The sequence below is a fragment of the Asanoa ferruginea genome (genome assembly GCF_003387075.1).
GTDB classification, from domain to species: Bacteria; Actinomycetota; Actinomycetes; order Mycobacteriales; family Micromonosporaceae; genus Asanoa; species Asanoa ferruginea.
This window is the reverse complement of the sequence record NZ_QUMQ01000001.1, coordinates 4,581,583-4,601,409: the sequence shown is the minus strand read 5'-3', so window position 1 is coordinate 4,601,409 and position 19,827 is coordinate 4,581,583. Positions and strand designations below refer to the sequence as shown.

Below are 19,827 nucleotides of genomic sequence, written 5' to 3'. Positions count from 1 at the left end.
TGAGCGACTCTAGCGAGGAGACCTAAATGTCGGTCGTACGCATCACCCGCTTCACCGCCAACACCCCGGACACCGACGGCATGCTGGCCAAGCGCGCCGAACTGATCGCCACCGTGCGGGCCGCGTTCCCGGGCCCGACCGCGACGATGCTGACCCGCGCCGCCGACGACACCTGGACCGACGCCTGGACCTGGGAGTCGGCCGATCACGCCGACGCCGCCGGCGCCGCCCGGTTGCCGCTGGCGGCCGAGGCGTTCGCTTTGGTCACGGTCACCGGCACGACGACGGTCGACCTCGTCGACGCGAGCTGACGCTCAGCCCAGGAGGCGGTCGATGCTGGCGACCTTGCTGTCGAGGGCGCCGGTCACGCCCTCGCGCCAGTCGACCTTGATGACCGTCGAGGTGCGGGGCGCACGGGCCTGGACGGCCGCGACCGCGGCGTGGACGACCGCCATGATCTCTTCCCAGGTCTCGCCCTCGACCGTGGTGAACATGGCGTCGGTGCGGTTGGGCAGGCCCGACTCGCGGACCACCCGGACCGCCTCGGCGACCAGGTCGGCGACTCCCTCGCCGACGCCCAACGGGGTCACGCTGAACGCCACCAGGACCGACATCAGCGCGGCTGCCAGGCGTCGGGAAGCGTGGTCAGCTTCTTGATGTGTGCGGGCAGCTTGCCGCTGAGCACGTCGGCCAGGGTGGTCTCGTCGACCACCTCGCGGACGGCGGCGCGCACCGCGACCCAGACCCGGGGCAGGTTTTCGGACGAGCCGGCGTATTCGGTCTCCTCCGGGCGCATGCCGCGGACCCCGGCGAGCGGGCCGTCGACCGCGCGGAGGATCGCGCCGATGGTGACCTCCCGGGGCGGCTGGGTCAGCACGTAGCCGCCCTCCGCGCCGCGCTGGGCCCGCACGATGCCGGCCCGGCGCAGGTCGGCCAGCACTGCTTCGAGAAACTTGCGGGGCATGTCCTGGTCGGCCGCGAGCGCCTGGGCCGACATCACCGACGGATGCACCGCGGCCAGGCTCAGCGCAGCCCGCACCGCATAGTCGCCGCGCGCCGATATCTGCACGGGACCATCATGCCTCGCCGCCGACCCGCGGTGCGGGGCGCCCGTGGAGATCGGCCGCGGGAGCCCGGCGCTGGGCCGGCAGCAGGCCACGCGGACCGCCGCGCTGTGCGGTGCGGAACGCGCCCGGGCTGGTGCCCGCCTCCCGGTGGAAGAAGCGGCCGAAGTTGGTCGGCTCGGGGAAACCCAGCCGCCGCCCGATGTCGGCGATCGGGTCGTCGGTGACGGCCAGCAGGCGCATCGCCTCGAGCGTGACCCGGTCGTCGATGACCTGCTTGGCGCTGCGGCCGGTCGCGGCCAGGCAGGCCCGGGTCACCGTGCGGACCGAGTAGCCCATCCGCTCCGCGTACTCCTCGACGCGCCTGGTCTGGGTGAAGTCTTTGTCGACCTCCATCCGGAAGCGGACGTAGGCGTCGTTGCGCTCGGCCGGCAACCGACCGGGCAGCAGCGCGATCCGCAGCAACAGGACCGCGAGTTGATGCCGCAGCAGGCCCGCGGCGAGGGTGCCGGAGCGGTGCCGCTGGCAGTCGACGACGAGTTGGCTCACCTCGTTGATGACCGCGTCTTCGTCTTCGCCGGCGAGCTGCCAGAAGGCCGGGCCAAGCGCGCCGTCGAGCAGGCCGGGGTCGTCGGCGACCTCGGCGACCGCCGCCGGCTCCCAGCAGACCACGATCGCGTCCATGCCGGCGCCGCCGCCGAACCGGACCACCTGGCCGGGGCGCACCCAGAGCAGCGTGCCGGGCCGGCACGGGTAGGAGCGGAAGTCGATCTCGTGCTGCCCATGGCCGACCGTGACCAGCACGAGGACGTGGTGGTCGCTGCGCCGGGCCGCCGTCAGGTTGGGATGACCGGACAGCTCGCGGAGAGTGACGGTGCCGACGCCCGCCCAACCCGGGGCGGGCGCGATGGCGGCGTTGTCGCCGGCCGGTTGACCGATAAGGGCCATCGCCCGACGGTAGCCGGGGTCGCGCCCGCGCGCATCCCACAAGCGGTGGGGATCCCGCTTTAGCGGTAGCGATATCGATGAGCGTCGGTTAATCTCAGGTCGGTCCGGGCTGGGCATCGCACGCAGACGCTGCCGCCCGGCGACGGGCGCGCCCGACACCCTCTTGGATCCCGCATGCGCCCGTTCACCTATCTGGCCGCCGCCCTGCTGGCCGTCTCCCCCACCGTCGCGCCGGTCGCCCTTGCTGCCGACGGCCCCGCGCTGACCGTCGACGCCGCACAGGACCGGCACCCGATCAGCCCCTACGTCTACGGCATGAACTTCGCCGACGCCGCGCTGGCCGACGAACTCGACCTGCCGGTGCGCCGCTGGGGCGGCAACGCGACCACCCGCTACGACTACCGAAACGACACCACCAACCGGGCCAGCGACTGGTTCTTCGAGAACATCGCCGAGGACAACGCCGACCCGGCCGCACTGCCGGACGGCTCGTCGACCGACGAGTTCGTCGAGCAGGACCGCGCCACCGGCACCGATACGATCCTGACCCTGCCGCTGATCGGCTGGGCGCCGAAGGCCCGCGACGCCTCGTGCGGCTTCTCGGTCGCGAAATACGGGCCGCAGCAACGCACCGACGAGTGGCGCCCGGACTGCGGCAACGGCATCCGTCCCGACGGCACCCCGGTCACCGGCAACGACCCCCGCGACACCAGCGCACCGATCGGTCCCGACTACGTCACCGGCTGGGTCGATCACCTGACCGACAAATACGGCACGGCGGCCGAGGGCGGTGTGCAGTTCTACAACCTCGACAACGAGCCGGACATCTGGCACAGCACCCACCGCGACGTGCATCCGCTCGGCGCCGGCTCGGTCGAGCTGCGCGACCGGGCCTACGAGATCGGCGCCGCCGTGAAGGCCGCCGACCCGACCGCCACGACGCTGGGCCCGGTCGGGTGGGGCTGGACGAGCTGGGACTATTCGGGGCTCGACCAGGAGACCTGCGGCCGCACGGGATGCTGGGCCGACCCGCCGGACCGCGCGGCCCGCGGTGGGTTGCCGTTCACGACCTGGTATCTGCAACAGATGAAGGCCTACGAGCAGGCGCACGGCACCCGGGTGCTCGACTACTTCGACATGCACTTCTACCCGCAGGCCAACGGCGTCGCGTTCGGCAACGGCAACGACCCGGCCACCAACGCTCTGCGGCTGCGCTCGACCCGCGCGCTCTGGGATCCCACCTATGTGGACGAAAGCTGGATCAACACCCAGGTGCGGCTGGTACCCCGGATGCGCGACCTGGTGGCGGCCAACTATCCCGGCACGAAGACGGCGATCACCGAATACAACTGGGGCGCGCTCGACAGCGTCAACGGCGCGCTGACCCAGGCCGACATCCTCGGCATCTTCGGTCGCGAGCGGCTCGACCTGGCCACCCTGTGGTCGCCGCCCGCAGCCACCGACCCGGGCGCGTTCGCGTTCCGCGTCTACCGCAACTACGACGGCGCCGGCGGCCGGTTCGGCGACGTCGGGGTCAAGGCGACGAGCGCGGACCAATCACTGCTTTCGGTGTACGCGGCCACGCGGTCCAGTGACGGCGCACTGACGATGGTGGTGGTCAACAAGAGCGGGGCGGAGCAGACAGCACCCGTGTCTGTGGCTGGTCACGCGGCTCGCAATGCTCGGGTCTATCGCTACGGCGCGGCCAACCCCGCGGCGATCGTGCGCGCGGCCGACCAGCCGGTCACCGGTGGGGCTTTCGAGGCGACGTTCCCGGCCGACAGCATCACCCTGTTCGTGCTCGACCGCCCGGCCGCCGACAGCACGGCACCGACCGCACCGGGCACCCCGGTGGCGTCGGCGATCGGTCCCGACTCGGTGACGCTGAGCTGGCCACCGTCCACAGACGACACCGGCGTGGTCGGCTATGACGTCTGGGCTCAATACACGGACACTGTCTTCAAGGCGGCCACCTCTTCGTCGCCTGGCGTCACGGTGACCGGGCTGCAACCGTCGTCGGAATACCGCTTCACGGTCCGCGCCCGCGACGCGGCCGGCAACCAGTCGGTCGCCTCACCCGGGTTGACGGTGCTGACCGCGCCCCGACCGGGTGCCGCGTCACTGACCGCGCGCTATCTCAACCTCGACTGGTCGCCGGGCGACAACCAGATCAAGCCGGGCATCCAACTCGACAACAGCGGCGCGGCGGCGGTGCCGCTGAGCCGGGTGACCGCCCGCTACTGGTTCACCCGCGACGGCAGCACGCCGACCGTCAACGTCTGGTGCGACTGGGCCCAGGTCGGCTGCGCGACCGTCACCCGCCGGGTGGTCACGCTGCCGGCGGCGCGGCCGGGCGCGGACGCGTACCTGGAGGTGGGTTTCGGTTCTGGTTCCCTTGCTCCCAGCTCTTCGACGGGCCAGATCCAGCTCCGGATGGCCAAGCCCGACTGGTCGGCCTTCACCGAGACCAACGATCACAGCTTCCGCCCGAACGCGCCCGGTTACGCGACCAACGCCCGCATCACGGTCTACGTCGACGGGGTACGCGTGAGCGGCACCGAGCCGTGATGACTCAGCGCATCGCGACCCGCGCCACCTCGCCCGGTGTCATCGGCGGCTGGTTCAAGGGGTGTGCCCGCTCCGGGCGGAGGCTGTCGAGGAACAACTCGACGTTGCGGCGCCACGCGTCGGGGGCCACTTCGCGGGTCACCTCGGCCACGCGGCTGTTGGACAGGTTGATGAAGATGAGGTCTTCGACGCTGAAGTCGGGGCGGATCGCGCCTTCCCGGCGGGCTCGGCTGAAGAGCTCGACGATGCGGCGCTGGATCGAGCCGCGGATCGCCAGCAGGCGCGGCGCGCCGTCGAAGCGGGTGGTCATCAGGTTGAGATAACCGCCGCGCTCCGCCTCGTGTGCGGAGGTTTCCAGGATGTATTGCGCGACGCCCGACCACCGGTCGGGGTTGGCCAGCGCCCGCTCGACCAGGTCGAGCTGGACGCGCAACGGTTCCTCGAGCACCGCTTCCCAGAGCGCGAGCCGGGTCGGGAAGTGGCGGTAGAGGGTGCCGGGGCCGACCCCGGCCGCCGTCGCGATCCGGTCGAGCGGCGCGTGCAGACCGTCGGTCGCGAACAGGTCGCGGGCCGCCGCCAGCAGCCGCTCCCGGTTGCGCACGCTGTCGCTGCGCTCGGCCCGAGCGCGTTTCGGTGCCCCACCGGCCTCTTGTGCCACGGACCCAGCATAGCGGGAATACCGGAGAGCTGCCTCCGTTATACCCGGATACCGGAGGGTCATCTCCGGAACAGGTATCAAGGGAGAGCAACTGTGAGCAGCACCAACGCCCGCCCGACCGTCGTCGTCCTCGGCGGTGGCTACAGCGGGATCAAGATCGCGAAGGCCCTCGACGACGTCGCCGACGTGACGCTCGTCGCACCGTCCGACGCGTTCACCCATAACAGCGCCGCCTGGCGGGCCCTGGTCGAGCCGGAGTGGCTGGACCGGATCTTCCTACCCTACGACCGCCTGCTGCACCGCGGCCAGTTCGTGCGCGACCAGGCCACGGCGGTCGACGGCCGGCGGGTCACCCTGGCCTCGGGTCGTGAGCTGGAGCCTGACCACCTGATCCTGGCCACCGGCACGAGCTACCCGTTCCCGGCCAAGGTGGCCGAGCCCGACACGGCGACGGCCAAGGCCCGGTTCCGCGACGCACACCGCGAACTGCTCGGCGCCGACCGGGTGCTGGTGCTCGGCGCGGGCCCGGCCGGCCTGGAACTGGCCGGCGAGATCAAGGCGTTCTATCCCGAGAAGACGGTGACCGTCGTGGGCGCGGACGACGACGTCATGCCCGGCCCGTTCGACCAGGCCCTGCGGGATGAGTTGCGCCGCCAACTCGACAAGCTCGGAGTCTCGTTGCGGCTCGGCAGCGCGGTGCGGTCGCTGCCCTCGGCACCACCCACCGCGCGTGGCGAGGTCACGGTGACCACCGAGGCGGGCGAGGAGCTGACGGCCGACATCTGGTACCAAGCGTTCGGCGTCCGACCGGCGACCGACTACCTGCGCGGGGCACTCGCCGCGGCCCGCCGGCCCGACGGGTATGTGCGGGTCGACGAGCACCTGCGGGTGGCCGGTGTCGACGGAGTCTGGGCGGTCGGCGACCTGACCGACGCGGACCGCGACGGGATCGGCACGGCCGGGGCACAGGCGGAACTCGTCGCGGCCAACCTGCGGGCGGCGATCACCGGCTCGGGCGAGCTGACCGGCTACCGGCCGGGCCCGATGGCGATCGCGGTGCCGCTCGGCCCGGACGGCGGCGCGGGGCAGCTACCCGGCATCGACGGCATCGCCGGGGCGGAGATGATCGCGGGCCTCAAGGGCCGCACGATGCTGGTCGGGCCGTGGGCGGCCCTGTTCGACGCGCCCGGTCGCGCCTGACGGTTTTGAGGAGGGCTCCATCCGGCCAGGATGGGGCCCTCGCTCAGGTGTCCCGTCCGGGGCGAATAGGGCCACGCCCAGGCGCGCCGGCCCCGTCCGCGCGGATGGCGTCTCGCTGAGGTGCCCCTTCCGGGGTGGAGGGGCTTTGCTCGGTGGCGCCGCGCGGGGCCGCGAGGTCGGTGACCTGGCCGGTGGTGCTGGTCGCGGACAGGGTTGCCGCGAAGAGGATGAGCTGGTTGACGACGTTGAGGAAGACCAGGAGCCCGACGGCGCCGGCCACGACCAGGTAGGTCGGGTTGCTCTCGGTGCGCTGCACGTAGATCCGGCCGATGGTCTTGAGCAGTTCCAGCCCCACGGCGACGAACAGCGCCGGGCCGACGACGCGGCGCAGCGGCATGCGCAGGCGGGGCAGGGCGGTGAGCACGGCCATCGTCAGCACCGTGTTGACGCCGGCGCCCAGCACGATCCCGAGCGGGCCAACCAGCCAGCGGTCGCCGGCCGCCGTGACCAGCCAGCCCACGCTCGCGGCCGTGACGAAAAGCGTCGCCAGCGACGCGGCAAGGAGCAGGCCGAGCCCGACCAGCACGGCCAGGTCGATCAGCACGCGGACGAGGAACGAGCCCGGATACTCCGGCAGTCCCCAGATGGCCCTGATCGACGAGCGCAGCGCGTCGACCCAGAACCAGCCGGAGATCGGCAGGCCGATGAACGCGATCACGCCGACGGTGCCGCGGGCGTCGCGTACCGCCTGCACGTCGATGCGGGGCAGGTTGGCCTCGAGGTATTGCTGGACCGGATGCAGCACCACCGGGTCGTCGAGGACGAACGCGAACACCGCGAAGCCGAACAGTGCCATGGCGAACATGGCGAAGAACGAGTAGTAGGTCACCGCCGCCGCGAGGCGACCGCCGTCGGCCTGGTCGTAACGCACGACCGCGCGGGCCAGGTGATCAAGCCAGCCGTGCTGGCGGCGGGCTGCCTGCCAGCTCGCCACCACACGATTGCGGAACTCAGCCACCGACACCCGGGGGCATTACCCGCCCAAGGGCCTGGCCACGCGTGGTCAACCGGAACCAAGATCGGCCGGCGCGGCCCTCAGCGGGCGGCCGACCGGGCAAGCCGCTCGCCCAGTTCCATTACCGCCGCCCGGATCTCGGGCCCGCCCACGACCTGGAACGGCATCGGGAGGGCGGCGAGCTGGCGGGCGTACCACTGTGGATTGTCGGTCGTCGCCCGCAACCGGCTGCGATCCGGGCCGTCGGCGTCGAGCTTGCCGAGACTGCGCGGGATCCAGCGGGACACTTCGGCGGGCGGTGCGTCGACCACGACGTCGACGAGGTGGGTCCAGGTCCCGGACAGATGATCTTCGAGGGTACGCAGGGCGTCGAGGTCCGCCGGCGGCGTGAAGGTGTGTGCGGTCTGTGCGACCGCGGTGATCCGGTCGACGCGGAACACCCGGAAGGCGTCGCGGGTGTGCGACCAGGCCAGCAGATACCAGCGGCTGTGCCGGAGGACGACCGACCAGGGGTCGACCTCCATCTCCCGCTCCGTGCCGCTGATCTGGTAGCCCATCCTGATTCGCCGAGCGCCGGAACAGGCGGCGAGCAGGTCGGAGACGAGTTCCCGCCGGACCGGACCCGGCGCTCGGCCCGCCGCGGTGTCTCGGCCCGCCGCCGCGTCTCGGCGGGGGGCTGACGTGTCGCGCAGCGTGCGGACCGGCTCGGCCACGCGGCGCGGCAGCACCCGCATGATCTTCGCCAACGCGGCGCCGACGAGGTCGGCGGGATCGGCGGCGCCCGGATGGCCCTCGACGACGGCCATGGCCAGCCCCATCGCCTCGGCGGCGGTCAGCATGAGCGGCGGCAGGCGCAGCCCTCGGCCGACCTGGTAGCCGCCGTGCGGGCCGCTCACCGAGTCGATCGGCACGTCGGCCTCGCGGAGGATCGCGACATACCGGCGGGCGGCGCGCTCGGTGACGCCCAGCCGGTCGCCGAGCCGCTGTGCGGTGATGCCGGGGTTGTTCTGGATCGCCTCCAGCGTCAGCAACGCCCGCGCGGTCGGACTGAGGTCTGGCATCCCGGAAGTATCTCGTCCGGGATCGCCGCTAGCCTCCCCCGCATGTTCGATCTCACTGGACCCCCGGCGGCCGGCAACGAACTCGACACCCTGCTCGGCGCCCTGGAACGGCAGCGCCGCTACATCGCCTGGAAATGTGGTGGCCTCGACGCCGCCGGCCTGCGCGCGACCCTCGGCCCGTCCACCGTCACCCTCGGTGGCCTGCTCAAACACCTGGCCGCGGTGGAGGAGCACACGTTCGCGGTCAAGCTCTTCGGCCGCACCATGACCCCGCCGTTCGACACCGCCGACTGGGACGGCGACCCGGACTGGGAGTGGCATTCGGCCGCGTCCGACTCCCCCGCGGAGTTGATGGCGCTCTGGGAGGCATCGGTGGCCCGGTCCCGCGCCCTGGTGGCGGAGGGGTTGGCCGCGGGCGGCCTGGACTATCTCGGCGTCGCGGCCTGGCCCGACGGCCGCCGGGCCAGCCTCCGCCGGCACCTCATCGACATGATCGAGGAGTACGCCCGCCACGTCGGCCACGCCGACCTTATCCGCGAGTCGGTCGACGGCCTGGTCGGCGAGGACCCGACCGACTAGCTCAGTGTGGTCTGATCCGCCGGAGGCAGAATCCGGCCAGCAGCAGGCTGAGCAGGCCGAAGATGGCCGTTTCGAGGCCTTGGAACGGCCAGAACCGGTGCGCCGGGTGGTAGGTCACGACCTGCCGGTAGCCGGCGGCGGCGAACTGGTCGACGCATCGCTGCTGGGTCACCTCCTGGGCGGGTGACTCTGGCGGCGCGCAGTCGGCGGCCCAGGCCGGCAACGTGTCGACGGCGCGCCCGGTGGAGTCGACGGTCTCGTTGGTCAGCAGCCACGCGTCGGGTGGGCCGGCGTTGACGATGAGCCCACGGATGGTGCCGCCGGAACTGTCGACGCCGGTGACGTCGCGGGGCGTGACGACGACTTCGAGGCTCACCGGGTTGGCGAAATGCGGCCGGATCAGCGTCGGCACGATGATCTGCACGGCCGCGAAGATCGCCAGCGTTGCGGCCATTGCCGGCACTGTGCGGCGGAGCAGCAGGCCGGCGGCGACGCCGAGGACGAACGCGAACATGCTGTGGCCGATCACGACGACGCCCCGGGCGTCGTACACGATGGGGGTCATGCGGTTCAGCCCGGTGATCGCGGTGGCGTCGAGCGGTGCCGACCACAGGCTCACCGGCACCACGGCCAGCGCCGCCGCGGCCGCTGCCGCCAGCCCGACCAGGCCGACCTTGACCGCCAGCCAGCGCCGGCGCGACACGCTCTGCTGCCAGACGAGTTCCCGTGTGCCGGTCTCGAACTCGCGGCTGACCAGCGGCGCGCCCCAGAACACTCCGGCGATCACCGGCACAGCCAGGACGAGCAACGCCAGGCCCGTGTAGGCACCGACGCGGGGGAAGAAGAAATTGTCGTAGACGTCGCCGATGCAGCCGTGCTCGCACCGGGCGACCAGGTCGGCGTAGTCGCGGTGGAGCCCGGGTCCCGTGGCGGCGAGCACGACACCTACCGCGCCCAGCACGCCGAAGACGGCCAGCGCCGAGACCCGGAACTGCCGCCAGGTAAGCCAGATCATCGCGCCACCTCCAGTGGGGTCACGCCGGCCGCGTCGTTCTTCAGGTAGGCCAGGATCAGGTCTTCGAGGCTGATGCCGGCGACGGTCCAGGTCGGGTCGTCGACGGGTCGCGGCGCGCGGACCACGAGCGTGGTCTGCCGCTCGGTGTGGCGCGCGCTGATCACCTCCGCGCCGGCCGGCCAACCGGTGTCGCGGCGGGCGCCGGTCAGCAGGTGGTGCGACGCGATCAGGTCGTCGATGTCGCCCGCGAGCCGGATCCGTGAAGCGGTCAGCACCAGCAGGTAGTCGCAGATCCGCTCGAGATCGCCGATCAGGTGGGAGGAGAAGACGACGCTGACGTCGCTGCCGGCGGTCGACGCCATCAGGCCCTGCAGGAACTCGCGGCGCGCGAGCGGGTCGAGGGCGGTGAGAGGCTCGTCCAGCACGAGCAACTCGGGGCGCTTGGCGAGCGCCATCGTGAGCGCGAGTTGCGCGCGATGACCACCGGAGAGCCGCCCGGCACGTTGCCGTGGATCCAGGCCCGCGCTCTCGACGCGATCCCGCGCCACGCGCATGTCCCAGCGCGGGTTGAGCCGGTCGCCCAGGGTCAGATGCTCGTCGACCGTGAATCCCGGGTAGACCGGGGTCGACTGCGCGACATAGCCCACCCGGCTCAGCGTGGCGTCGGCGCCGGCCGGTGCACCGAGCACCTCGATGTCACCGGCGGTCGGCGCGAGTTGCCCGACGACCAGGCGCAACAGCGTGGTCTTGCCGGCGCCGTTGGGACCCACCAGCCCGACGACGCGGCCGGCCGGGATGTCGACCGTGCAGTCGGACAGCGCCCAGCGGCGCCCGAATCGCTTGCCCAGCCCGTGCGCGCGCACCACGGCGGTCATGGCAGTTCCTCGCTCACGCCATTTCCTCCCTGCCTATCGGTGGGCTGACCGGAAGGTCGTCCAGAACAGTGCCTCGATGCTGTCGTCGTCGATGCCGGCCCGCCGCGCCCGGTCGAGCCAGGCACGCAACTCCGCGCGGAGGGGCTCGTGTGCGGTGAGCGAGTCGTCGGCGAGGGTGCGCAGCACGAAGGTGCCGGCGCCCGGGCGCGGCTCGACCAGGCCCTCGTGCTCGAGCTCCCGGTAGGCCTTGAGCACCGTGTTCGGGTTGATCGCGAGCTGTGCCACCACCGCTTTGATGGTGGGCAGGCGATCACCTTCGCGCAGCAGGCCGAGCCGCAGCGACTGCCGCACCTGCTGGACGATCTGCAGGTAGGGCGCGACGCCCGAGCCGGGGTGCAGCGAGAACTCGATCACCAAGCGCTCCATTGTCTTAACGTGTTAGGACTTTAGAGCGGTCCATAGATCGACATCAAGGCCCCAGGCGTACTCTTGAGTAATATCTCTAACATATAATAGATTTGCCTTCATGACCCATGACCTGGAGGGCCGGACCGCGCTGGTGACCGGCGGTGGATCCGGCATCGGGGCGGAGGTGGCGCGGCAGTTCGCCGCGCGGGGAGCCGCCGTGGCGGTGCTCGACCTCGACCGGCTGGCGGCGGAATCGGTGGCCCGCGGGATCAACAGCGGCGGTGGGACCGCGCTCGCGCTCGCCGCCGACGTCAGTGACGCGGCCGCCGTCGAGCAGGCGGTCGCCGCGCTGGTCGAGCGGTTCGGCCGGAGCGCCGACATCCTGGTCAACAACGCCGGGCATGCCCGCTACACGCCGTTTCTGGAGCTGTCCCGGGAGACCTGGGACAAGATGATCGCCGTCCACCTCACCGGGACCTTCACCTGCACCAAGGCCGTCGTCGACGCGATGGTGACCAACGGGTACGGGCGGATCATCAACATGAGCTCGGTCGCGGCGCTGACCGGGTCGCCGCTGCACAGTCACTACAGCGCGGCCAAGGCCGGGATCGTCGGGCTCACCAAGGCGGTGGCCAAGGAGCTCGGGCCTTACGGGGTGACCGTCAACTCGGTCGCGCCGGGCTTCGTGCGCTCGCGGCTGACCGAGGCCGACGACTTTCCGTCGGAGTTCCTGCCCCGGGCGCTGGCGGCGACACCCCTCGGGCGGGTGGGCGATCCGGGCGACATAGCGCCGCTCGTCGCGTTCCTGGCCTCCGAGGCGGCCGGGTTCATCACGGGCCAGGTCATCAGCCCCAACGGTGGGTACGTGATATGACATTTTATGAGATCGACGATGTCGTTCCGATCGTCGCTCCGGACGCCTACGTGCACCCGTCGGCCACCGTCATCGGCGACGTCAGCATCGGCGCCGGCTGCTACATCGGCCCGTCGGCCAGCCTGCGCGGCGACTTCGGGCGGATCGTCGTCGGCGCCTACTCCAACGTCCAGGACACCTGTGTCGTGCACGCGTTTCCCGGCGCCGACGCGGTGCTCGAGGAGTTCAGCCACATCGGGCACGGTGTCGTGCTGCACGGCTGCACGATCGGGACGCGGTCGCTGATCGGGATGAACGCGGTGGTGATGGACGGCGCCGTCATCGGGGCCGGCTCCCTCGTCGGCGCGTGCAGTTTCGTGCGCACGGGCACCCAGGTGCCGCCCAACTCGCTGGCCGTCGGCAACCCGGCCGTGGTGAAGCCGTTGGACCCCAGCATGGGCGACTGGATGCGCACCGGCCAGGACGTCTACGCCGAACTCGCCCGACGCAGCCTGGCCGGCCTGCGCGAGGTGACGCCGCTGCGGGAGGAGCCGTCGCCGCGCCCGCGGGTCGGTGCCTACGCCGAGCGGTCCAAGCCGTGGCACGAGACCCGTTGAGTCCTTTCATTTAAATGATATAGAGTTCGCGCATGCAGGTCTCCTTCGACGTCCCGGTCCCGATGTCCGACGGCACGGTGCTGCGGGCCGACGTGCAGCTACCTGCCGGTGCCGGGCCCTTCCCGACGCTGCTCCAGCGCGTTCCCTACGACAAGAACGCGCCCGCGATCCGCGACGGAGCCCTCGACACGACCCGCGCCGTGCGCCGCGGCTACGCGGTCGTCACGCAGGACTGCCGCGGCCGGTTCTCGTCGGACGGCGAGTTCACGCCCTTTGTCAACGAGGCCGCCGACGGCGTCGACACGCTGCGCTGGATCACCGCGCAGCCGTGGTCCGACGGGAATCTCGGCATGTTCGGCCGCTCCTACTCGGCGTTCCTGCAATGGCAGACGGCCGCGTTGCGCCCCGACGGCCTGCGCGCCATCGCACCGATGTTCTCGGGCGCCAACCCGGCCCGCGACTGGTTCGGCGGCGATTCGGCCCTGGAGTGGGGCTTTCTCGCCTTCTGGTCACTGCGCCACCTCGTCGGCGACCCCGAACTCGCCGATGCCGTCCTCTACGAACGCGATCGAGCCGACCTGCCACCGCCCGACGGCGCCCGCCTCGGTCAGCGCGCCGTCCACCGCACCGAGCGGCTCGCCGACGCCAACCGCGACGACGGCGATCGGGTGGGGCGGGGCAGTCTGCCGTCGTGGCTGGCCGCCTGGCTCGACGACGAACGCCGGGCGGCGGCGATGGCCGAGCTCGCCGCGGTCTGTCGGCCTGCCGCCGACGTCGCCGTGCCCGCGCTCGTGATCGCCGGCTGGTTCGACCTCTTCCTGCGAGGCACGATCCTGGCCGCCGGACCGGGCGCCGGGCCGCGTGAGCTGATCGTCGGTCCGTGGCCGCACGGCGGCGCCAACCCGGGCGTCTTCCCCGAGTTCGACTTCGGGCCAGCCGCCTCGGGAGCGGCGATCGGTCTCACCGACCGGCAACTCGACTGGTTCGACCGCTGGCTCCGCAGCACGGATGACAGCCCACGATCGGCGGCCACCTGGTTCCACCACGGCCGGGGCTGGATGTCGGGTAGCTGGCCGCCGCCCCAGGACCCGCTTCGGCTCTTCCTCGGCGCCGACGGGACGCTCTCGGACGCCGCGGGTGAGCCGGGTGTCACCCCGCTCGACTACGACGAAGCGGACCCCACACCCACGCTCGGTGGCACGACGTTCCTTCCCGGTCTCGAAGTCGCCGCCAACGCGGGGCCGCGCGACCAACGGTCATTGCTGGGCCGACCCGACGTGTTGAGCTGGTTCGGCGATCCGCTCGCCGATGCACTCGACATCGCCGGCAATGTGCGATGCACAATCGCCACCGAGGCCGGCCCCGGCGTCCGCTGGGTGGCCCGCCTGGTCGAGCGCGGCCCGGACGGCCGGGTCATGCTGGTCGCCGACGGCGCCACCAGCACACCAGCGCGGGCCGCCGACCAGGCCGGCAACGCGGCAGCGCAGATCGCCCTCGGTCCCATCGCGTGGCGGTTCGCCAAGGGCTCCCAACTCGGACTGATGCTGAGCCACACCTCATGGCCGAAGCACCGCCGGTGGATAACCGACTCCGCATCCGACACGATGCGCAAAGGAACATCGACGGTGCGGACCGGGCCGGCCTCCTGGCTCACCCTCGGCGGCGACGCGTGAACCGCGCCATCGCCGAGGCGGTCGACCGGCTCCGGGCCGGCTGCCACGTCGTGCTCACCGACCGGGTCAGCGATCTCGGGATCGCCGGCTACGCGGGCCGCGCGATCACCCCCGAGTCGGTCAACTTCCTGGTCACCCGCTGCCGCGGCATCGTCTACGCCGGCGCGCCGCGGCCGCAGCTCGAGCACCTCGGCATCGGCCGCCAACACGGCGCGGGCGTGCTGCAGAAGGGCATCCTGGTCGCCGTCGACGCCCGCGGCTCGGTGACCACCGGTGTCTCCGCCGCCGACCGCGCGCAGACCATCCGGACCATCCTCGATCCGCGCACCACCCGGGAGCACCTGCGCACACCGGGACACGTGCTGCCCAACGCGATCGACGACACCGGCGACATCGGCCGCTACTGGCTCAGCGAGGCGCTCCAGCACCTCGTCGAGATCGCCGGGCTCGGCCAAGGCGTCGCGCTCGCCGGTGTCCTCGCCGAGGACGGCGCGATGGCCACGGCCACGCAGCTCGAAGAGTTCGCGCGGGAGACCGGCACGATCTGCCTCGACATCGCCGATGTGCTGCGGGCGCAACGCCGCGCGCGAGGCTGGGCCGCCGAGCCCTGGACGGGGCACCGGATCGTCCGGCTGGCCCACCACCGCCTGGATCTGGTGGTCACCGCGCGGGACGCGCACCGCGTACACGACGAGTTCGAGGTTTCGGTGTTGCCCTATTGCCCGGCCGGCCACACCTTGCGGATCGCCGGGCCCTGCCGGGACGCGCTCGACGCCGCGATCGACGAGTTCGACGGTCGCGGGCGCGGCGCGGTCGTGCTCGTCTCCGCGGCCGGCGCTCCTCCGGCCGCCTGCGGTGAACACCCGACGACGGTGTCGCCGCACCTGGCTTGTCTCGTCGCCGCCGATCTGGCTGCCGCGCAGCCGATCCATCCCCGAAAGGTCGTAGCGTGAAGGTAGTTGTGGGTCTCGGAAACATCGGCATCGCGATGGCACAGCGGCTCGTCGCCCAGGGCCGCGAGGTGATCGGCGTCGACCTGTCGCCGGAGCGGCGCGCCGAGTGGCAGGAGCTGACCGGCCTCGAGGCGGTGACGTCGCTGCACGAGGTGCCGTGGGCGGAGGTCGCGCACGTGCTCGTCGTCGTCCGCCTCACCGACCAGGCCGAGTCGGTGCTCAAGACGCTCGACAGCGTGCCGCTGCCCGAGGGGGCCGGCGTGTTGGTGTCGACCACGCTCGACCTCGACTACGCGCGGGGGCTCGGCCGGTATGACGACCGGCCGTGGCGGCTCATCGAGATGCCGGTCTCCGGCGGTGCCGGTGGCGCCCGGGCCGGCACGCTGACGCTGATGCTGGCCGGCAACCACGACGACCGCGAGGCCGACATGTTCGCCGATCTCGGCGCGGTCAGCGTGAAGCTCGACGAGTTCGGCCAGCCCACGCTGGCCAAGCTGCTCAACAACGTGTCGGCCGCTTACACCGCCGTGTCGTACGCCGAGATGATGGTGTTGGCCGAACAGGCCGGCATGCGGCCCCAACTGCTCCGCGAGGTGCTGCGGACCAGCTCGGGCGGAAGCTGGATGGGCGAGGCGTTCCTCAACCCGTCGATCGACCTGCTCTCCAAAGACGTCGACCTGTTCCGGTCGCAGATCGGCACCCTCCCGGTGGTCGACCTCAACGGCGCGGTCGACATCCTCGACCGGCTGCGCGCGGGCCGCACCGCGCTCGGGCAGTGACCCGACCCGCGGGGGGCTTCGCGCCCGTCAGTGACGTGATCGACGCCATCGGCCGCGGCGAGATCGTGGTCGTGGTCGACGACGAGGACCGCGAGAACGAAGGCGATCTGGTCGTCGCGGCCGACCTGGTGACTCCCGAGATCATCAACTTCATGGTGACGCACGGCCGCGGGCTGGTCTGCCTGTCGCTCGACGGCGGGCAGCTCGACCACCTCGCCATCGGCGCGATGGACCCGCAGGCCGGCATCCACGCCGAGACCCACTTCGGCGTGTCGATCGACCTCGATGTGCCCGGCGTGTCGGGGATCAGCGCGTTCGAACGCGCGGCGACCATCCGGCACGCCGTCGATCCGCTGGCGCAGGCCGAGGATTTCCGCCGGCCCGGTCACGTGTTCACGCTCCGGGCCACCCCCGGCGGTGTGTTGGTCCGCGCCGGACACACCGAGGCGTCGGCCGACCTCGCCCGGCTGGCCGGCCGGACCGCCGCCGGTGTCATCTGCGAAGTGATGAACGACGACGGCACGATGATGCGCCTCGACGACCTGCGCCGCTTCGGCGACCGCTTCGGGCTGCTCATCACCAGCATCGCGGACCTGATCGCCTACCGGCGCAAGAGCGAGTCGCTCATCCGCCGGGTCGCGGTGACCCGACTGCCCAGTGACCACGGCGATTGGGAGATCTACGGTTACGAGTCCGTTGTGGATGGTGTGCAGAGTGTCGCGCTGGTCAAGGGCGACCCGGCGAGCCAGCCGGCCGCGCTGGTGCGGATGCATTCCGAGTGCCTCACCGGAGACGTCTTCGCGTCGCGGCGCTGTGACTGCGGCGCCCAGTTGCACACCGCGATGGACATGATCGACGCTGCCGGCCACGGCGCGGTGATCTATCTTCGCGGGCACGAGGGGCGCGGCATTGGCCTGAGTCACAAGCTACAGGCCTATCAACTCCAGGATGCCGGGTACGACACAGTGGACGCCAACCTGGCCCTCGGACTGCCGGCGGACGCGCGCGACTACGGTGTCGGCGCGGCGATCCTGCGCGATCTGGGCCTGCGCCGGCTGCGGCTGCTCACCAACAACCCGGCGAAGCGGGCCGGACTCGACGGTTTCGGCCTCGAGGTCGTCGAGCGGGTGCCGCTGGTCGCCGAGTCCCGGCCCGAGCGGGCGACCTACATGGCGACGAAGGTCGCGCGGATGGGCCACGACCTGACGGCTTAGAACCAGTCCCAGTGCCAGGGCACGATCGGGAGCAAAAGACTGGTGAACAGATCCTCGGCGTACGCCGGATCGGGCGCGACCCGGTCCGGCGCCAGGGCCGGGATGCGGCCGGTGACCGGCAGCGGGTCGCCGTCGAGGAAGGTCAGCTCCGCGCGCAGATAGCCGGCGTCGGTGGGTGTCGGGTCGAACGTCATGCTCCCCGACCGGGCCTGGAAAGAGGGATCCACCGACGTGCTCACGCTGGACAGGCTCCACACCCCGGCGACGCCGTCGACCCGCAGGCGCTCGCCCATCTCGGCTTCGCGGTCCGCGAGCCAGGCCTCGGTCTCCGGCGCCCGCGGGCGGGTCAGCTTCAGCACCGAGAGCACCACTCCGCGATTGGGCCGATGCAGGAGCGCGAGCGGTGAGACGCCGGACGCCAGGCCGGTGACCGGGCTGAACATCCCCATCATCGGGCGGGTCGCGATCCGCACGTCTGGCCGCCGCCCCTGCTGGAACGAGACCTCGGCCAGCTCCTGCCATTCCCGCACCGACGCCGCGACGGGAGCCCGGAACCAGTAGGAGTTGACGTAGTGGGTCCGCGCGAGAGTCGGGTCGGCCACCGGATAGGCGGCCGCGCACGCCGGGGTGCGCACCCAACGCTCCCCGGCCAGCACTCCGTCGAGCGCCAGGTTCTCGGGGCGGTGGTCGAGCTGATGCCACGCATTGTATTGCTGATGCAATCCATCATGGATAGTGGCGAACGAGAGGAACGCGCCGGCCGGGCGGTTCATCGAGCGTCACCCAGAAGCTTGCGCACCCGCGGCGCCACCTCCGTCAGCCACAGCTCGACGTGCTCGTCGACCATGTCCAACGGCATGCCGGCGATGCGGGCCCAGGTGTAGACGTGCCGCACCGGCAGGCCGGCGATGCGGTGGGCGACGATGGCAACCGCCTCGTCGACGTCGACCACGGAGAGCCGCACCGACACGGTGGGGCTCCGCTCGCTGGCGAGCCGGCTGCCGACAACGACATCGGCCCCGGCCGCACCGCCGTGCGCGCGGGCGTACGTGTCGAGTTGGTGTTGGTAATGGGGCTTGATCCGGTCCCAGGCGCGCTCGGGGTCCCGAGCCACCACCAGATCGACGGTGCCACCCATCCGCGCGTCGGTGGCGGGGAAGCCGCCCTCGGCCAACCCGCCGAGATAGGGCTCGAGGCTGCCCCGGTTGAGGGTCAGCAGACCGGCGCCCAGACGCCCGGCCCGGCGGGCGTTGCGCGGCCCCTGGTAGCCCAGCCACAGCGGCGGGTCGACCTGCACCGGCTCCGGGCCGATCCGGCCCGAGCGCCAGAGCTCGCGGATCGCCCGCAGCGCCGCCTCGGTCTCGGCGAACCGCGTCTCGACATCCGCACCGAAAGCCGCGAACTCCGGCGCCGCGTAGCCCGGTCCGAGGCCGAGTTCCAGCCGTCCGCCGCTGAGCGCGTCGACCAGGGCGGCCTGCTCGGCCACGTGGCGCGGGTGGCGCAGCGGCGCGACGAGGATGCCGGTGCCCAGCCGGATCGTGCTGGTCCGCGCGGCCAACGCCGACAGCCAGGCCAGCGGCTGGCTCAGGTGCCCGTCGGGGAAGAGATGGTGCTCGGTCACCCACACCGCGCCCGCGCCGAGCCGCTCGGCGCGTTCGATCAGCTCGACCGACTCGCGCAGGAAGGCCGGCCAGGGCTGCTTCCACGGCTCGGGGTTGCGCAGGTCGGTGAAGAGCCCGAAGGACGGCGTGGTCGTCACGCGTCGACCGCCAGGTCGTCGCGGAGCGCCACGTGGGTGCCGAACCGCCGCCGGTGGTAGGTCAGCGGTTGACCCGGGAGCGTGATCACCTGGTCGACCCGGGCGAGCGCGATCACATGGTCGCCGCCGTCGATGACGGGCAGCACCGTGCAGCGCAGCCACGCGATGGCACCGGGCAGCCGGGGCAGCCCGTCGTCGGCCGTCCACGCCACGCCGTCGAACTTGTCGGCACCCTTGCGGGCGAACCGGCGGGCCAGCAGCTCCTGGTCGGCGCTGAGCACGTTGACCGCGAGCCGGCCGGTGCGCTGCACCATCGCCAGCAGGTCGGACCGGCGGTCAAGCGCCACGCTCACCATCGGCGGGTCGAGCGACAGCGAGGTGAACGCGCTGACCGTCGTGCCGTGCGGGCGGCCGTCCTCCATCGTCGTGACGATCGTGACGGGACCGCAGACCTCGGCCATCGCCTCGCGGAACGCGTCGTACAACGGCGGGTCGCTCGTCGCCACCACCACTCCCGGCCTCCTCGCGTACGACTCGACTCTGTACTCTAATCGTTTATATGATAGGCCAGCAGCGCCGAACCTGACA

At 71.8% G+C, this 19,827-nt stretch carries 22 protein-coding genes; 10 read left to right on the top strand and 12 right to left on the bottom strand.

Going from position 1 to position 19,827, the window contains the following annotated elements:
* Nucleotides 1–26 precede the first annotated feature (26 nt).
* The gene (locus DFJ67_RS21690; protein ID WP_116069661.1) at nucleotides 27–311 is read left to right on the top strand and encodes a hypothetical protein; all 285 of its coding nucleotides are present in this window, start codon (nucleotides 27–29) and stop codon (nucleotides 309–311) included.
* Between the two features lie 3 nt (nucleotides 312–314).
* On the opposite strand, the gene DFJ67_RS21685 is transcribed toward DFJ67_RS21690, so the two are convergent.
* The 3 genes from DFJ67_RS21685 to DFJ67_RS21675 are packed head-to-tail and all read right to left on the bottom strand — an operon-like array spanning nucleotide 315 to nucleotide 2,012.
* Entirely contained in the window at nucleotides 315–614 is a 300-nt protein-coding gene (locus DFJ67_RS21685; RefSeq protein ID WP_116069660.1) for an MTH1187 family thiamine-binding protein, read from the bottom strand.
* Nucleotides 614–1,069, bottom strand: coding sequence for an RrF2 family transcriptional regulator (locus DFJ67_RS21680; RefSeq protein ID WP_116069659.1), 456 nt, complete (start codon nucleotides 1,067–1,069; stop codon nucleotides 614–616). The genes DFJ67_RS21685 and DFJ67_RS21680 overlap by 1 nt, the downstream gene beginning before the upstream one ends.
* Nucleotides 1,070–1,076: 7 nt before the next feature.
* Nucleotides 1,077–2,012, bottom strand: a complete 936-nt coding sequence (locus tag DFJ67_RS21675; protein ID WP_116069658.1) for a helix-turn-helix domain-containing protein — start codon at nucleotides 2,010–2,012, stop codon at nucleotides 1,077–1,079.
* Nucleotides 2,013–2,186: 174 nt separating this feature from the next.
* Here DFJ67_RS21675 and DFJ67_RS21670 point away from each other — a divergent pair, with 174 nt between their 5' ends.
* Nucleotides 2,187–4,580, top strand: coding sequence for a glycoside hydrolase family 44 protein (locus tag DFJ67_RS21670; protein WP_116069657.1), 2,394 nt, complete (start codon nucleotides 2,187–2,189; stop codon nucleotides 4,578–4,580).
* A gap of 4 nt (nucleotides 4,581–4,584) precedes the next feature.
* Here the strand turns inward: DFJ67_RS21670 and DFJ67_RS21665 are convergent, their stop codons facing one another.
* Nucleotides 4,585–5,238, bottom strand: a complete 654-nt coding sequence (locus DFJ67_RS21665; protein WP_170215927.1) for a TetR/AcrR family transcriptional regulator — start codon at nucleotides 5,236–5,238, stop codon at nucleotides 4,585–4,587.
* Between the two features lie 93 nt (nucleotides 5,239–5,331).
* Here DFJ67_RS21665 and DFJ67_RS21660 point away from each other — a divergent pair, with 93 nt between their 5' ends.
* Nucleotides 5,332–6,438, top strand: coding sequence for an NAD(P)/FAD-dependent oxidoreductase (locus DFJ67_RS21660; protein ID WP_116069655.1), 1,107 nt, complete (start codon nucleotides 5,332–5,334; stop codon nucleotides 6,436–6,438).
* Nucleotides 6,439–6,481: 43 nt separating this feature from the next.
* Here DFJ67_RS21660 and DFJ67_RS21655 read toward each other — a convergent pair whose 3' ends face one another.
* A complete protein-coding gene (locus tag DFJ67_RS21655; protein WP_116076527.1) occupies nucleotides 6,482–7,432 on the bottom strand; it encodes a YihY/virulence factor BrkB family protein in 951 nt (316 codons plus the stop codon).
* A gap of 101 nt (nucleotides 7,433–7,533) precedes the next feature.
* Nucleotides 7,534–8,514: a helix-turn-helix transcriptional regulator gene (locus DFJ67_RS21650; RefSeq protein WP_116069654.1), complete on the bottom strand. Its 981-nt coding sequence runs from the start codon at nucleotides 8,512–8,514 to the stop codon at nucleotides 7,534–7,536.
* A 42-nt stretch (nucleotides 8,515–8,556) separates the two neighbouring features.
* Between DFJ67_RS21650 and DFJ67_RS21645 the strand changes: the two genes are divergently transcribed.
* Nucleotides 8,557–9,093 (top strand): DinB family protein, encoded by a 537-nt coding sequence (locus DFJ67_RS21645; protein WP_116069653.1) that lies wholly within the window; start codon nucleotides 8,557–8,559, stop codon nucleotides 9,091–9,093.
* A 1-nt stretch (nucleotide 9,094) separates the two neighbouring features.
* On the opposite strand, the gene DFJ67_RS21640 is transcribed toward DFJ67_RS21645, so the two are convergent.
* The 3 genes from DFJ67_RS21640 to DFJ67_RS21630 are packed head-to-tail and all read right to left on the bottom strand — an operon-like array spanning nucleotide 9,095 to nucleotide 11,397.
* Nucleotides 9,095–10,108 carry an ABC-2 membrane transporter-related protein gene (locus DFJ67_RS21640; protein ID WP_116069652.1) on the bottom strand — a complete coding sequence of 338 codons (1,014 nt, stop codon included), beginning with the start codon at nucleotides 10,106–10,108 and terminating at the stop codon, nucleotides 9,095–9,097.
* Nucleotides 10,105–10,983: an ABC transporter ATP-binding protein gene (locus tag DFJ67_RS21635; RefSeq protein ID WP_116069651.1), complete on the bottom strand. Its 879-nt coding sequence runs from the start codon at nucleotides 10,981–10,983 to the stop codon at nucleotides 10,105–10,107. The genes DFJ67_RS21640 and DFJ67_RS21635 overlap by 4 nt, the downstream gene beginning before the upstream one ends.
* 33 nt (nucleotides 10,984–11,016) lie before the next feature.
* On the bottom strand, nucleotides 11,017–11,397 hold the full coding sequence (locus DFJ67_RS21630; RefSeq protein ID WP_116076525.1) for a GntR family transcriptional regulator: 381 nt from the start codon (nucleotides 11,395–11,397) through the stop codon (nucleotides 11,017–11,019).
* A 112-nt stretch (nucleotides 11,398–11,509) separates the two neighbouring features.
* Here DFJ67_RS21630 and DFJ67_RS21625 point away from each other — a divergent pair, with 112 nt between their 5' ends.
* From DFJ67_RS21625 to DFJ67_RS21600, 6 genes are read left to right on the top strand one after another with little or no spacing between them, the layout of a single operon-like run.
* Nucleotides 11,510–12,265 (top strand): SDR family NAD(P)-dependent oxidoreductase, encoded by a 756-nt coding sequence (locus tag DFJ67_RS21625; protein WP_203784354.1) that lies wholly within the window; start codon nucleotides 11,510–11,512, stop codon nucleotides 12,263–12,265.
* Entirely contained in the window at nucleotides 12,262–12,861 is a 600-nt protein-coding gene (locus DFJ67_RS21620; RefSeq protein WP_116069650.1) for a gamma carbonic anhydrase family protein, read from the top strand. The genes DFJ67_RS21625 and DFJ67_RS21620 overlap by 4 nt, the downstream gene beginning before the upstream one ends.
* Before the next feature lie 32 nt (nucleotides 12,862–12,893).
* Complete coding sequence (locus DFJ67_RS21615; protein WP_116069649.1) at nucleotides 12,894–14,534, top strand: CocE/NonD family hydrolase; 1,641 nt, start codon at nucleotides 12,894–12,896, stop codon at nucleotides 14,532–14,534.
* Nucleotides 14,531–15,487, top strand: a complete 957-nt coding sequence (locus tag DFJ67_RS21610) for a 3,4-dihydroxy-2-butanone-4-phosphate synthase (RefSeq protein WP_170215926.1) — start codon at nucleotides 14,531–14,533, stop codon at nucleotides 15,485–15,487. The genes DFJ67_RS21615 and DFJ67_RS21610 overlap by 4 nt, the downstream gene beginning before the upstream one ends.
* Nucleotides 15,484–16,266, top strand: coding sequence for an NAD(P)-binding domain-containing protein (locus DFJ67_RS21605; protein ID WP_147315563.1), 783 nt, complete (start codon nucleotides 15,484–15,486; stop codon nucleotides 16,264–16,266). Before DFJ67_RS21610 ends, DFJ67_RS21605 begins: the two co-directional genes overlap by 4 nt.
* Nucleotides 16,263–17,480, top strand: a complete 1,218-nt coding sequence (locus DFJ67_RS21600) for a bifunctional 3,4-dihydroxy-2-butanone-4-phosphate synthase/GTP cyclohydrolase II (protein ID WP_116069646.1) — start codon at nucleotides 16,263–16,265, stop codon at nucleotides 17,478–17,480. The genes DFJ67_RS21605 and DFJ67_RS21600 overlap by 4 nt, the downstream gene beginning before the upstream one ends.
* On the opposite strand, the gene DFJ67_RS21595 is transcribed toward DFJ67_RS21600, so the two are convergent.
* The 3 genes from DFJ67_RS21595 to DFJ67_RS21585 are packed head-to-tail and all read right to left on the bottom strand — an operon-like array spanning nucleotide 17,477 to nucleotide 19,745.
* Nucleotides 17,477–18,253 (bottom strand): hypothetical protein, encoded by a 777-nt coding sequence (locus tag DFJ67_RS21595; protein ID WP_116069645.1) that lies wholly within the window; start codon nucleotides 18,251–18,253, stop codon nucleotides 17,477–17,479. The genes DFJ67_RS21600 and DFJ67_RS21595 overlap by 4 nt on opposite strands.
* On the bottom strand, nucleotides 18,250–19,239 hold the full coding sequence (locus tag DFJ67_RS21590; protein WP_116069644.1) for an LLM class flavin-dependent oxidoreductase: 990 nt from the start codon (nucleotides 19,237–19,239) through the stop codon (nucleotides 18,250–18,252). Before DFJ67_RS21590 ends, DFJ67_RS21595 begins: the two co-directional genes overlap by 4 nt.
* On the bottom strand, nucleotides 19,236–19,745 hold the full coding sequence (locus DFJ67_RS21585) for a flavin reductase family protein (RefSeq protein ID WP_239097579.1): 510 nt from the start codon (nucleotides 19,743–19,745) through the stop codon (nucleotides 19,236–19,238). Before DFJ67_RS21585 ends, DFJ67_RS21590 begins: the two co-directional genes overlap by 4 nt.
* Between the last annotated feature and the right edge of the window lie 82 nt (nucleotides 19,746–19,827).

Excerpts from the sequence above, each read along its gene's own strand:
- DFJ67_RS21650 (WP_116069654.1), bottom strand. The coding sequence starts at position 8,514 with ATGCCAGACCTCAGTCCGACCGCGCGGGCGTTGCTGACGCTGGAGGCG.
- DFJ67_RS21625 (WP_203784354.1), top strand. The coding sequence starts at position 11,510 with ATGACCCATGACCTGGAGGGCCGGACCGCGCTGGTGACCGGCGGTGGA.
- DFJ67_RS21670 (WP_116069657.1), top strand. The coding sequence starts at position 2,187 with ATGCGCCCGTTCACCTATCTGGCCGCCGCCCTGCTGGCCGTCTCCCCC.
- DFJ67_RS21685 (WP_116069660.1), bottom strand. The coding sequence starts at position 614 with ATGTCGGTCCTGGTGGCGTTCAGCGTGACCCCGTTGGGCGTCGGCGAG.
- DFJ67_RS21640 (WP_116069652.1), bottom strand. The coding sequence starts at position 10,108 with ATGATCTGGCTTACCTGGCGGCAGTTCCGGGTCTCGGCGCTGGCCGTC.
- DFJ67_RS21690 (WP_116069661.1), top strand. The coding sequence starts at position 27 with ATGTCGGTCGTACGCATCACCCGCTTCACCGCCAACACCCCGGACACC.
- DFJ67_RS21635 (WP_116069651.1), bottom strand. The coding sequence starts at position 10,983 with ATGACCGCCGTGGTGCGCGCGCACGGGCTGGGCAAGCGATTCGGGCGC.
- DFJ67_RS21615 (WP_116069649.1), top strand. The coding sequence starts at position 12,894 with ATGCAGGTCTCCTTCGACGTCCCGGTCCCGATGTCCGACGGCACGGTG.
- DFJ67_RS21675 (WP_116069658.1), bottom strand. The coding sequence starts at position 2,012 with ATGGCCCTTATCGGTCAACCGGCCGGCGACAACGCCGCCATCGCGCCC.
- DFJ67_RS21595 (WP_116069645.1), bottom strand. The coding sequence starts at position 18,253 with ATGAACCGCCCGGCCGGCGCGTTCCTCTCGTTCGCCACTATCCATGAT.
- DFJ67_RS21620 (WP_116069650.1), top strand. The coding sequence starts at position 12,262 with ATGACATTTTATGAGATCGACGATGTCGTTCCGATCGTCGCTCCGGAC.
- DFJ67_RS21645 (WP_116069653.1), top strand. The coding sequence starts at position 8,557 with ATGTTCGATCTCACTGGACCCCCGGCGGCCGGCAACGAACTCGACACC.